Origin of the sequence: Microcoleus sp. ARI1-B5, assembly GCF_036705795.1 — a bacterium.
Lineage (GTDB): Bacteria > Cyanobacteriota > Cyanobacteriia > Cyanobacteriales > Microcoleaceae > Microcoleus.
The window spans coordinates 151764-164838 of the sequence record NZ_JAUBVK010000011.1 but is presented as its reverse complement, the minus strand read 5'-3'; the positions used below and the strand labels follow the sequence as shown (position 1 = coordinate 164838).

Annotated in this window: 10 protein-coding genes; 3 read left to right on the top strand and 7 right to left on the bottom strand. The window is 43.3% G+C overall.

Features of this window, described 5'->3' with window-relative positions; all coding sequences use genetic code 11:
- Positions 1-185 precede the first annotated feature (185 nt).
- Both QUB63_RS18170 and QUB63_RS18165 read right to left on the bottom strand, forming a co-directional pair.
- A complete protein-coding gene (locus QUB63_RS18170; RefSeq protein ID WP_332946664.1) occupies positions 186-911 on the bottom strand; it encodes a hypothetical protein in 726 nt (241 codons plus the stop codon).
- Positions 912-1040: 129 nt separating this feature from the next.
- Positions 1041-1472 (bottom strand): helix-turn-helix domain-containing protein, encoded by a 432-nt coding sequence (locus tag QUB63_RS18165; RefSeq protein WP_193975537.1) that lies wholly within the window; start codon positions 1470-1472, stop codon positions 1041-1043.
- Between the two features lie 354 nt (positions 1473-1826).
- Between QUB63_RS18165 and QUB63_RS18160 the strand changes: the two genes are divergently transcribed.
- Complete coding sequence (locus QUB63_RS18160; protein WP_332946663.1) at positions 1827-2978, top strand: hypothetical protein; 1152 nt, start codon at positions 1827-1829, stop codon at positions 2976-2978.
- Between the two features lie 472 nt (positions 2979-3450).
- Here the strand turns inward: QUB63_RS18160 and QUB63_RS18155 are convergent, their stop codons facing one another.
- The 3 genes from QUB63_RS18155 to QUB63_RS18140 form a co-directional block, all read right to left on the bottom strand.
- On the bottom strand, positions 3451-4746 hold the full coding sequence (locus QUB63_RS18155) for an RNA-guided endonuclease InsQ/TnpB family protein (protein WP_332946662.1): 1296 nt from the start codon (positions 4744-4746) through the stop codon (positions 3451-3453).
- A 290-nt stretch (positions 4747-5036) separates the two neighbouring features.
- Positions 5037-5159: a hypothetical protein gene (locus QUB63_RS18145; RefSeq protein WP_332946661.1), complete on the bottom strand. Its 123-nt coding sequence runs from the start codon at positions 5157-5159 to the stop codon at positions 5037-5039.
- A gap of 33 nt (positions 5160-5192) precedes the next feature.
- Positions 5193-6608 (bottom strand): RNA-guided endonuclease InsQ/TnpB family protein, encoded by a 1416-nt coding sequence (locus QUB63_RS18140; RefSeq protein ID WP_332946660.1) that lies wholly within the window; start codon positions 6606-6608, stop codon positions 5193-5195.
- A 454-nt stretch (positions 6609-7062) separates the two neighbouring features.
- On the opposite strand from QUB63_RS18140, the gene QUB63_RS18135 reads away from it, so the two are divergent.
- On the top strand, positions 7063-8277 hold the full coding sequence (locus QUB63_RS18135; protein WP_332946659.1) for an RNA-guided endonuclease InsQ/TnpB family protein: 1215 nt from the start codon (positions 7063-7065) through the stop codon (positions 8275-8277).
- Here the strand turns inward: QUB63_RS18135 and QUB63_RS18130 are convergent.
- Both QUB63_RS18130 and QUB63_RS18125 read right to left on the bottom strand, forming a co-directional pair.
- A complete protein-coding gene (locus QUB63_RS18130) occupies positions 8237-8983 on the bottom strand; it encodes an SAM-dependent DNA methyltransferase (protein WP_332946658.1) in 747 nt (248 codons plus the stop codon). The genes QUB63_RS18135 and QUB63_RS18130 overlap by 41 nt on opposite strands.
- A 406-nt stretch (positions 8984-9389) precedes the next feature.
- Complete coding sequence (locus QUB63_RS18125; protein WP_332946657.1) at positions 9390-12023, bottom strand: DEAD/DEAH box helicase; 2634 nt, start codon at positions 12021-12023, stop codon at positions 9390-9392.
- Positions 12024-12438: 415 nt separating this feature from the next.
- Here QUB63_RS18125 and QUB63_RS18120 point away from each other — a divergent pair, with 415 nt between their 5' ends.
- A complete protein-coding gene (locus QUB63_RS18120) occupies positions 12439-13041 on the top strand; it encodes a hypothetical protein (RefSeq protein ID WP_332946656.1) in 603 nt (200 codons plus the stop codon).
- The last annotated feature ends 34 nt before the right edge of the window (positions 13042-13075 follow it).

Sequence of the window (13075 nt, the reverse complement as noted above, 5' to 3'; positions counted from 1 at the left end):
AATTTTTGGGCTATTTCGTCTGGAATAGAGTGGATGTCTCTCGATAGGAGGATGGCAATAAAGTCCGTTTTCCTGAGTTTTAGGCGATAATAAAAATTCTCGTGATGCGGGGCGGAAAGCCCGCGCGAGAGGCTCACACTACCGTTTTCACCACAATTTCAGGAGAGTCATACAATCTGAACAGATTAGATCGACACTTCGTTGACTTCATCCAAATTGATTTCATCCAAATTGACTTCATCCAAATTGATTTCATCCAAATTGATTGCTGTTGCTACTTCCTTCGGTTGAGGTGTTAGATAACCGTTGAGTTTGAAAACTGTTTGTTCTGTCTCTCGTTCAATGGTAGTCAAAAGCCAATTTTGAGTTTTTCGGTGTTGTTTGCTATCCCAGGCAAACTGAACTTTTTTTGCTGGTTGAGTCGGGTGCAGTGCCAAAATAATCAGTTGTAGCTTGTGAGGCTCGATCTCGAAGAATTCGGCAGCTACCCATAACTTAACTCGGTCTTGCCAAGTCAGTACAGGATGGCGAATCGCCCACTCAAATAGTTTGGGCGTCCCTTTGACAAGACCCACATTTGCACGGACTTGTATCACTTTAAATGGAGGAGAAGGGGAAGAATTTTCTTCTGTCAATCCCCTTTTTGTTCGGTCTAGTTTTGTTTGAATTGGAATGTCAACAAACAGTTTTCGCTGCGGTAAAAACAGTGATGGCGCTAGTTCTTGGAGCTGGAAAACCCACTGCTGGAACTGGGGGTGACTGTTGAGAATTGGCTCGACAGGTAATCCCATTAAAATTTGCTTGACAAGCAGTTGCAAGCGTTCTTGCAGATAGGAAGGAACAAGAGGTGGCTCTTGTAGTGGGCTAGTATGAATAGTTTGATTGAGGTCGGATAGAGTAAGGAGGTACATTGCTCAGAGCATAAAAGACTGAGCAATAGCGGCGATCGCCAGAAGTCAGGGGGGGAATGGAGAATGAGACGCTGACTTTTCCGGCTTCTCAACCGAAAACCGTGAGGGTGTAGGCTGCTTGTTACCTAATTATACAAGTTTGGCTAAAAATGCTACTGATGAAGAAATGATATCGGCAATATCATCTGGATCGAGGGAATAAATCTTTGCTAAAACTTCTTTTTTAATTTTTTCAGAGCCTATCCTCTTGCTGCCACTCACTTGACCGATCGCCACCTCATCCAAACCGCGTTGATAAACTGATAGGGATATTTCTCCATCCAAATAAAGTTGCAGAGTCTTGGTACTGCCACCGCTTAACTTTGCCAGTTGCCGAAAGTTCTTAGAATCGGATTCGGGTATCGTTTTCCCTTTTAACCACCGATATACGGTTGAAAAATCTACTCCGATAGCGGACGCTAAAGCGCTTTGAGTCCAGCCTTCTTTCAGCAGCAGCTCGATCAACTGAGTCAGCCGCTTTTGGCGATCGAGTATAAGAGAAGATACAGAGCTAACAGTCACAATTGCTTACCGAAAATTTAGGTTTAAAGTCCTGGGGCACACGGGAACTAACGCCCTTGCGAGACACCGACAAGAGTTTGGCTGAGGAGACTCCTCCGAGTGTAAGCCGAGTAGTGGAAAGAGGAAGCCCAAAGAGTGGTCTTGGGAATCCCCGCGCGCGAACGCACCCGGAGGATGTCAACTAACGCTTTTACCGTACACTATTTTACTTTCTGCTGCGTTGAAGCCGATACTTTTTCGCTATTTTACGCCCTTTCTACAAAATTTGAGCAATCAAAGCCTTAATCGATTACGCAACTACCCTTGCATTATGCAATACTTAATCTTGCACCGCGCAAGACGGACGGAACATCAATGTCATCCTCCAACACAGTTCGCGGTTCTGATGCACATAACTTCTCTGTTGTTCGCAGCGCTGAACTCACTGCGAGAGTTGCACAGGACTGCCACCTAAACAAAGCCGACGCTAAAGATTTGTCTGCCCACAGCAGTACGCTCACTGATGCTGAAGCATTAGAATTAAGCAGCTTGGAAGCTACAGTCGAACGGAGCTTGAAAGCTTTCTGGGAAATAGGGCAAGCTTTGCGCCAGATCCGGGATCGGCGCCTCTACCGACAAGATTTCTCGACTTTTGAAGACTATTGCACTAATCGGTGGGAAATGTCTCGTCGCTCGGCCTACCAATTGATTGAGGCGGCAACCGTCTATGAAAATGTGCGCCATGGCGCACAAATCCTTCCCGCCAATGAGCGCCAAGTTCGACCTCTAACAGCACTACCCTCCCAAGAGCAGCCTAGGGCTTGGGATCAAGCCGTTTCTACTGCTCCGAACGGCAAACTTACGGCTTTTCACGTTGCCCGAGTTGTTGAAGAACACCAGAAAAAAATTTCGAGGAATAAGTCTAACAACGAGAACAGTTCCAAAAACCAACGAACTCTTTGGGCCAATCATCCATCGTCAAACCGTGAGATTTCAGCAGCCACTCAAGAGAATGCTGAGGGATTGGGAGCAACATCCAGTCAGACAGAAACTCAATGCCGAAGCTGCTGGAATTGCTATCATTGCAGTTTTGAGCCTGTTCAAGACGACCCTCACAGTTTTTATTGTCAAAAGCTAGGCAAACTAAGCTTTATTGAGAAGGATGGTAACGAACGAGGATCTAAATGTAAATTGTGGCTCGATCGATGGATCGAGCCAGAGTTAGTCAAAAAGGCAAAACGAGCCCAACGAGATACTTTTACCTTAACTCTACAGCTCCCGATACACCTGCAAGCCCAGATGCAAGATGCGGCTAAAACTCAAGGGCTGGCTGCTGCAGATTGGGCTGTACAAGTCCTCAAAGCAGCAGTTTCTACAATCAGTTTTGCTTCAGAAGTCCAGCCTACTCATAACATTACGCCCGCGGCCACAAGTGAGAATCATATTTTGATTCCAAAATCGGTTCAAAGTCAAACCAATAGTGGTGCTGATGTAGCTCAGAAACCAGAAACAACAGCAGTCAATTGAGGATATGCAAGCGTGCCATTGTTTTTTGTGTGATTCGCAAGTATAGCCTTTCTAACCCTAGTGAGGTATGCTGAATCCCTTGATTATCAAGCTTTTGAGCTTCCCGGCTCTATCTCGCTTGACCAAGAACCGCTATACATCAATCTCTGACAATGAGAAAAACATTTAATCAGATTTACTCAACTCTTCACCTGCACCGGAACAATCGTTCGATAGGTAGCTATTGCACTAAAAATCGTCCAAATTAAACAGCGTAAATTGGTGAGGCGATGTCGTCATCTTTCTGGATCGGCGTTTGCCCTTAACAACTTCTTGAACTACTGGATTTGAGTGAATTGATGTCTTCTCGTTCAAGTCAATAACTTCTGAGCTGTCTCCAGAATTTATTTTACGTTCGTCTGGGCGATCGGTATGATTTTTAGCCTGAGAATTGACTGGCTCAAACCACTCATTATAGTTACCAAACCAATAGTCAGATATGGGCAGACCCGCTCATATCTTTCAGTTTAGTCATTTTGAACGGAATATTAATCCGTCTGGGATGTGCTACCACACAACCACTATTCCGCCCTACGAGCAATTTCAGAGAATCAAACGAGTTGGGAATTACTTTTCGACCGATATTGAACGCACCGTTTACATCGGCATGAATTACCGTCCCATTAGCTGATCGGTATTTTTTTGTGGCAATTCGCTTGCCAGAGAAACTTTGTTGATTGACTTTACCAGGATGCCAAGTTGGGATGATATCCCAATCCAAAAATGAAGTCTTACTCGTGTAAGATTCTTCACCTTCCTTTACGGTAATGCCGAGTTTTTCAAGCTTTGAAGTCAACATTAAAATGAACTTAGCATGGGGGATTTGCACAAACTGTTGATTGTTACGAGGACCCATATTGACATTAGTTTTCCATTGGGAATTCTTGCCTATAGCAACTTCTGTTACTCCAATGCTATCAAGCTCTTTGACGATTTTAGCAATAGCCTGGTGCAGGTAAGAATGCACGAAGTTATTGCGATTTCTGATGATATTTTGAATCCTATGGGAAGTCCCAAAACCAATATTAGAGCGCAACCTAGCAACTTCTTTGTTGAACCATTGGTTCTCAGATTTCAACGGCTTTCCATTGACAGCCAGGGGTTGAATGGTCGGATCTGAAAAAACAATCGTAGCTAGATTATCAATGCCGATATCAATAGCAGCCGACAAGCCGACATGATTGAGTCTTTCATTTTCTATGCCATCGTCATAGACAACTTCTAAAATGTAGCAGCCTACTTTAGGCACAAGTCGCACTTCAACAATATCGCTTAGCTTCAATCCCGGCTTTACAGGGACTTTAATTGGCGACATTGAAGGTGAAATAAAGCCCTTTTTAAACGAGGTCTTACTGATTGCCTGACCGTTGAACTTAATTAAGTTTCTTCCATCAGAGTCGATATAACCAGGCATCTTGGGTTTTCCGGTGAACTTGGAAGAATCGATTTTCCAAGCAGACAAAGCCTTGAAATAGGACTGCCAACTATCGGCAACCTGCTTCAAGACAAGTTGGCTAACCTTTGCGGGCAAAGACTTGTAATTCAAGTCAGAATTAAAGAGCTTATCCATTGCCGCCTGTGTAATCGCACCGTGTCCGTAAATAAAACTTTGACGATTTGAGTATTGGGCGGTATTGAATAGGTTTTTGGAAGCAAAGCAGACTACTTCGCAGTAGTCAAACCACTTATTGCTTTTTTTGATTTGATGTTGCTCTACTTGGTATGACATTATTCGTCAGTCTTTCCGCTTGACGCTCTAGATTATCTTTGTTTTCAGCACTTGAGACACGCGCGTAAATAGTGGCTTTTCCTTTCATTAGAAGCGGTAGATTTGGAGGGGAGTCAACGATTACACTACCAGAGGGGAGGCAAGCGAGTGGGGTATGGGATTTTGCCAGATTTGAAGTGTCGCCATACTGTCTGATAAGAAATTCCGAGTTGTTCCGCATAGTCTGATAGTTTCATGCAGATTAAACCGTTTTAGGTGTATCCGTATATATTAGACTATATTTTGCTTGATTAGTTACTATACCAGCAAGCAGCGTTCATTGATTGAGGTCGATCGCTACTTAAAGTATTGCCAAAGAGCAAATCAGTTTGACCCAACCACCAAATCGGAACAGCCAACCAAGGTGAAAACATTTGACACTCCCCGACCTGAAGGCACGGGGATTCTTAAGACATTTCGGTCTTAATATCCCTATTGCTAGGGTTCCCAAACTCACCACATTTGCTTTTTGAGCGTGGTAATATCTTTTGGGCGTTTAGGCGCATTACACCAGGTTTCGCGGAGTCCCCGCGTACCATTTTTAAAGCTCTATCTCTAATAGTTTTTGCAGCGCCGATGTCCGCGTGTTCGTGATAGCCACATTCCACACAGATGAACTTTTCTCCCTCTCTGTTGGACTTGTCAATATTGCCACAATTTCTGCATTCTTGGCTTGAGTGTTTAGGATTGACTTTGATTACGATCTTTCCTTGCTTCGCAGCTAGATACTCAATCTTTGAACTCAATTCACCCCAACCTGCATCAGAAATAGAACGGTTCAAACCTTTTTTTCTTGATTGCCCATTTTTCAGAAATCTTCCCGTATTTTCAGCGATTTTCACCCGACAGCGACCCTTCATCGCAGATATATTCAAGTCTTCCAATGCAATGGCATCAATTTTTCTAGATACTATTTTGTTGGCTGTTTCCCACTGGTAAGCTTGACGCTTATCGCTTATTTTTTGATGTAACAGCCCTACTTTTTTAGCTGCTTTCTTGCGATTTTTGCTCCCTTTAACTTTGCGGCTCACTCTTCTCTGTCTAATTTTGAGGGTGCGTTTAGCTTTTTTGGATGTTGAAAATTTAGGGTTTTCAATTTGATATCCATCAGATAGATGAACTAGCTTGGTAATTCCTAAATCGCATCCAATTACTTTGACAACATCCTTGAGAGATTTTGCCATGTAATCGGGAACAGACTTATCCTCTATTCGGATAGACACATACCAACCATTTTGACGTTTCCTGACAGCACAAGCCTTGATAATAAAACCATCAGGGATTGAACGCGAGTTGTAAAACCGCATCCACCCTAGTTTTGGTAAATAGATTTTATTGCCTTTTACTTTTATACCCATTACAAAAGTAAAAGAGGTAAAGTTACTACGGTTTTTGAATTTAGGAAATCCTCTACCTTCAAAGAAGTTTTTGTAAGCAGTATCTAAACGTTTTACGTTCTGTTGTAAAACAGTTGAGTCTATGCTGTTGTACCAAGGTCTAGCTGTTTTTAAATCTGGCAAAGCTGTGATTTGAATGTTGCCAGCACTGCGACGAGGGTTCTTGGCCTTACCTTCAAAATCGGTTTTTGAGTCTTTCCAAGGATTTCCTGTTGCACCATTTTTACTGACGAAGCAGGTTAATGGGGAAACTTCGCTTTGAGTTCTAATATCGCAGTAATTTCCTTGGATGAACTGTTGGTTATACTGAGTGATTCTGTCATTGAGACACCAATTGTAGTGACTTCGTAACATATCTACCCAGTTCGACATTTTTAAATCTTGCGCTTGATTTGGACGTAGCTTGTAAACGTAGTTGGTTAGCAAGATTGAGTCACCTCTTATTGCTTGTAAACTGGCTTTATTCTAAACTAAAAACCTACTTGATTCTTGAATGGTCGCAATCCTTAATATTTCAATGATTTCAAGCTTTACCGACTTACTTGAATTAAAGCCGGCCACTAAAGAAGGGGTTTTAAACCCAATTTTCTGATAAAATTGGAACAAAGCGCATTTTAATAGAGTACGATCTACATCTTGACCGACACCGCTCAAACAGTAATTTGACTGTGCTAACATTAAAGCTCCCGTACCGCAAGCGGGTTCATTGAAGGTGGAAATTCGCTCTGTCTTATCACCACTGACCAAAAAACGAGACGCAAGCCCCTGGCTTTAGACATGGGGATAAGTCGGTAGCGGTTGAAACCGCCTTGAATATTTCTTGAAAAAGCGCCAAATTGGTAGCTCAAAGAGAGTATAATAGAGCAAGGAAATAAAGCAAATGTTCAATTTCACCTACGAATTTAAACTTAAACCAACAGTAAAACAAGTGGCAATCTTTGAAGATTGGCTAGAGCAATGTCGTCGCGTCTACAATTACGCACTAACAGAGCGCAAAGATTGGTTTAAGTCTCGTAGCTGTCAAATTAACGCTTGCTCTCTTCGTTCTGAATACATCATCCCAGCCGACAAACCTAGACCTACTTATGCCAGTCAATGTAAGGGGTTGACCCAAGCTAGAGCAGCAATATCTGCCTTAAATGCAGTTCAAGTACACGTGCTGCAACAAACTTTAAAACGCCTTGAACGGGCATTTGTTAGTATGTGGGAGCAAAAACACGGATTCCCCCGCTTTAAGAAAGTTGGGACAATGCGGTCGTTTGTATTCCCTCAGAGGGGAGTAGAACCAATCAAAAACAGTGCTGTCAAATTACCTAAAATTGGCTGGGTCAAGTTTCGTCAAAGTCGTGAAATACCTGACAGCGCAACACTAAAGCAAGTGCGTATAGTAAAACGTGTGTCTGGCTGGTATGCAATGTTAACCTTGCAGTGGGATGTGTCGGTTCCCGATCTAATTCCTCACGGCCATCCAATAGGAATTGATGTCGGATTAACTAATTTTATTGCAACTTCAGACGGGCTTTTAACCAAACGTCCGAGGTTTTTCGTTGATGCAGAACGCAAGCTTAAATTGCTGCAACAGAGTGTCAGTAGAAAACGCATAGGCTCGAACAATTGGAAGAAGGCTCAGAAAAAAGTTGCTTTACTGCACGAGTACGTAGCCAATTGCCGAAAAGACTGGCATCGCAAGCTATCACACCAAATTTGCAATGATGCAGGGATGGTGTTTGTAGAAGACTTAAATCTGATTGGGCTGTCTAGAGGAATGCTGGGCAAGCACTGTTTAGATGCTGGTTTTGGTCAATTCTTCAATATTTTGGAGCAAACTTGCTTAAAACGCGGGGTGTATTTCCAGAAAGTAGATGCCAAAAAAACTAGCCAAATTTGTCCAAATTGCGGTACAGAAACAGCCAAAAAAGAACTATCAGAACGTACTCATAGTTGCTCAAGTTGTGGTTATGCAACCGACAGAGACGTTGCAGCAGCCCAAGTAGTTCTAATTAGAGGACTTGCAGCCGTAGGTCATACGGTCAAGATGTTTGCTGAGGGTAAATTCATTGGAATCCCGTTGAAGCAAGAATCCCCCGGCTTCTAGCCGTGGGGAGTGTCAATAACTTAGATATGAACTGACACAAAGCTAAGGGTGTCGGATAAAACCCTGAACTTTTTTGAGCAGTCTTTCCGCAAATTTGGGGTAGCAGTCTGCCCATATAATCTTCAGGATACAGCATGAGAATTGACAGGTCAAACATCTGATAAAGACGCATTGATGCACCTTCACAGCCGGCGGGTTCTTTGGGTAAAATCTTGTAAGCTGGATGTCCGAATGCGAACAAAACCCAGTCCAAGAAAAACTCCAAATAGTCCCAAGCTGACCAAGTTTTCCATTCTCCATGTTGAGGAATGCAATTGAGAGTGTTATCTAGCATGGCTTCTGCGGTAGGAGAATGCTGCCATTCAATTTGGGGAATCGGTTCTGCTGGCAAAGTTTCCTCAATTACAAATTTGGGTAAGTTTTCGGGTTCCCTGTTCTCCAGAATGGCTAGCATTGGTTCCATCTTCCACCGCATCCAGGCATGACTGGGGACAGCTTGACACAAAACCCAATAATCCCACCTTCCCCATAAACATCGGTCTATTTGTGCGAGAATTGTTAAAAGCCAGCCCGGCTTTAAATCACGTTTGAGGTTGGGGATTAAAGCTTGCTTTTTCTTAGGTTTATAGGGTTGATTTCTGAAATGTAACAGCGTTGACTCTCTAGTTTGGGAGTCAATGATTGGCAAGACAAGCCTGTTTTTCATGAGTACAAGTCGGAAAAATGCACCTCTAAAAACCGCAGTAGCGGTTCGCACAATTCTATGTTGATGCAAGCAGCGTCTTGTTTAATAACAATACTTCGGACAGTTTTAGATATAGTCGAGTGTCCGAAACCCTTACTGGCTATATACTGGACTATTTTTTGAAGGTTTAAGTCCAGCCCTAAGTTTCAGAAAATGCGTTAAAAATGGCAGGGCTTCCTCGCCCTCGGCTTACAGAGCCGTTAAAAAACTGTCCGAAGTATTGTAATAAAAACAGTAAAAAAAATTCGGGAATAGAGTGTAGCTTTTTTGTTTGAAAAAGGCTACACTCTATTCCCACTCCCATTTTCCCTATTTCTCTCTCCCTATTCCCCTTTTTCAGCCGTCTATTCCACCCATTTTTTGATATTTAAGGAGTAGAAAATGCTTCGCACAGCAGCAGCCCCACCTGCTTAAGTAAAGCTTTATTGCCATCAGGGCATCCCGACTGAATCAAACATTTAGGACAGCCAGAACTGCAAGAACAACTGCGGGCTAACTCAGCAGCCGCATGAGCTAATTGAGGGAGAGAACGAAAAATAGCTTCCGAGGTGCCCGAACCCCCTTCTGCTAAATCGTAAAAGAGTCCTGCATAGTCATTTGCACCTCTCTTCTCTACCAGAAAATTCACATCATTAGCTGAAGCCAAAATAGTCAGAGGTAAAGCTGCTAAAATTTGATGGCCGAAACTGTGAATAGCCAACAAATTCGCGGGGTACTCCCACAACTGCTGATATCCGGGCTCCATCTCCTGTTGAGATTGAAGCAATTCCTGGCGAGTAGCTGTTACTACCTGTTGCAGGTAACATTCAACCGGGGAATTCAAACTAATTTGCAGTACAGGAGTCGCAAATTTGATTTCGTAAGGTTGCTCAAAGTTTACCTCATTAATAACCGATGTTAGCTCAGCAGAGCGAGTTCTCTTGCCACAAACAGGACAGGCAGTACATTTTGATAAAGGCTCTCTGTAATTGACGCACTTTCTATTGAGACAAGTTAACTCGTAATTGCGAGTCAATAATTGATAACCAGTGACGAGTTGGCTAATTTCCCCCCAAGCCAGTTCCAGAATAGCTTGAGCTGGAATTGCATTACTATCCGTTGAATTAGTTTGAACATTTCCTTCAACTTCTGGAATAACCAACGGGATTTGTTGAGGCAAACTCAAATTCTGCTTGAGGCTGGTATCAGTGTGGCTAATCGCTACAGTAAACAGTCGAGTTTCAGGGGTGTTTTGCAAAATAGCTTTGCCATTCAAGAGCGAGCGCGAAGTATAAGTCACCAAACAGCCGTCTGAGTTTTGCGTGCGGTAAATAGCACCAGGAAATACCTCTCGATAAGCAATCTCCGCACTGAGGAGTTCAATCTCTTCTTGAGTCTCCGCATCCACCAGTTGTATCGTGCTAGCACCCGTTCCCCCTCGAAAGTTTACATCTTTATGGGGAAAGCCCTTAGCCCATAATTTATCCCGACTTTTGTGAAGAACACCTTGGTCAATTAAAGCCGTTGCAATTTGAGGAGCGCTCTTGCCAAAGTAGTGCTTGAGCTTATTGGCAGGAATGCCTGTTTCGACAGCCGCGCACATCAAATGTTTGGCAATATCTATGGGATAATTGGCATTAAAGCTCACTAATTCAGATTCTGCCGACAGCAACAATTCAGGGCGAGCGGCAAAATAGTTATCCAAAGATGATTGTGCAATGGGAATGAAGACAATTAAACCGGATTTAGTCCGACCGGCCCGGCCAGCCCTCTGCCTGAAAGCTTGCAAGCTTCCCGGCCATCCCCTAATAATAGCAAAGTCAAGTTGAGGCAAATCAATTCCCGCTTCGAGAGCGCTGGTGCTGAGGATACACTTAACTGTTCCTGACTGCAAAGAGTTAATAATTCCCATGCGGCGCTCGCTCGTTAAACTGCCGTAGAAAATTGCTACTTGCGACTCAATTCCAGAGTTAGTTTGAGTTACTGCTTCTTGCTTAAAAGTTGCCCACAAGTTTTTTATTGCTTGTCTGCCGTTACCGAAGCAAATTCCGCTTTGCCCTTGCTGCAACAAAAACATAATAATGCGAGCCACATCGGAATTAGCATCATGAGTCGGTTTAGTAACAATTAATTGCCGTTCTGGGACAGCAGCTCCGCTAGAGTTAATCCAAACTAACCGCTCTGATTTATTGATATTTCGCTTTCGACTTCTACCAGACAGTAACTTCGCTAATTGAACGGGATTGCCAACGGTAGCACTCAATATCAGGAATTGCAGTTTTTGAGAACAACCTCCGCGCTCGTCTACTGCCAATTTTAAGCGGCGAATTAAGCTAGCCATGTTAGCTCCGTAAACTCCGTTAAAAGTGTGAGCTTCATCTAGGACAATATAGCGGAGGCGACTTAAAAAGTGCTGCCAAGGCTGACTCCAATGAACGCCTTTCAGCGCATAGTGAATTAACTCTGGTGTTGCGCTGATTATGCTAGGATTTGCAGCTAATAATTGTTCTCGGGTTTTGGGAGGAGTATCTCCAGTTAAAAGGGCAAGGCGCGGGCGCGCAGGCTCAGGAATCAGTTGGAGCAAATCGGCAAGTTTTTGACTTTGGTCGGCTGTTAAAGCTTTCAAGCCATAAATAGAGAGTGCAGTAAATTGATGTTGGAAAATGCCCTCTAAAATAGGCAAGTACGCGCTTAAAGATTTGCCAGAAGCTGTTGCTGTGCTGAGGATGACATCTTTGCCCTGGCGCACGGCTTTGAGTGTTTTAATTTGGTGCGAATAAAGCTGTTGAATGCCTTGGCGGTGCAAAGCAGAAATTATTGAAGGCGGCAAGTCTTGAGGAATTTTGTAGAGCTTAGGAGTTGTAGCAGTCGCGATTGTCTGATAAATAACCTCTTCGCCTAAAAAATCACACAAATCGGCTGTTGCAGTTGGCTGCAAATGGCTTGCTTCTGGGAAGTTATTTTGGTGAAAATCATGTCTGGCTATTAGTTGGGAAAGAAGGTTGATATAATTGGGAGGCATTGGTCACTCTAAGAATGAATTTTTTCTCTCTTACTACCGATAGGTAGGAAAAAGAACGAGAGAGGAAATTAATAAAAAAACTGGGAGTCGGACTGATTTTGGTAGCAATTATGGGTTTGGGTTCCGGAACTAGGGAAACGGTAGGTCTCTGGCTCACTGCGCTCTTGCCCCGCCTCGTGAGGCACTATAATAAGTCTTGCAGGAGTCGTGAAACTCTCTTCTCTTTCCGACCTTCGCGTGCTAGCGCTAACGCGCCGCTTCGCTAACGCACCGCAGAAGCGGTTCGTTTAAAACTTGTTTTTTTCACAACTTATTTAGACGGGCTATATAATTAGTACAGTACACTTTACCAATTACTAGATGTACCTCATTTAACCCAGAAGTGTTATAGTACCCAATTAAGAATAATAAACTTATGCCTTACAGTAAATTCACTCTCAGCAAAGCTGTAGAAGATTTTCATCTCACAATCATTGAAGGATCGCGTTTTTTACCAGAAATCCTCCCAGTGACTCCTAGTCTTTTACTACAGGATACTCTCAAAGAAACAATTCCGTGGGCGATCGCGGTGAGTAGCGAAAAAGCTCGTTCTGAGGGTATCATCAATCCTGTCTTACTGGAAGTAAAACGCCAACTTCAAGGACAGATTAGCGTTTTTTCAGGCGAAGAATTCAATGTAGAACCGGAGGCTGAACTTACAGGCTATGTTGACTTTCTCCTGAGTCGTTCCCCGGAGCAACTATTTATCAAAGCCCCTGCGGTTATATTGGTAGAAGCCAAGAAAGAAGACCTTAAACCGGCTCTTGGGCAATGCCTTGCAGAAATGGTTGCAGCTCAACGCTTTAACAAACAAAAGCAACAGCCGATATCGACGATTTACGGAACGGTAACTAGCGGTACAGTTTGGCGGTTTCTTAAACTAGAAGAGCAATGCGCGTCCATTGACCTTACAGATTATCCACTACCTCCGGTTGAGCAAATCTTGGGCTTTCTGGTTTGGATGATGCAGGAAAGGTGAGCTGCTTTTAAACGTTTTTTGAGTAGATCGGTTA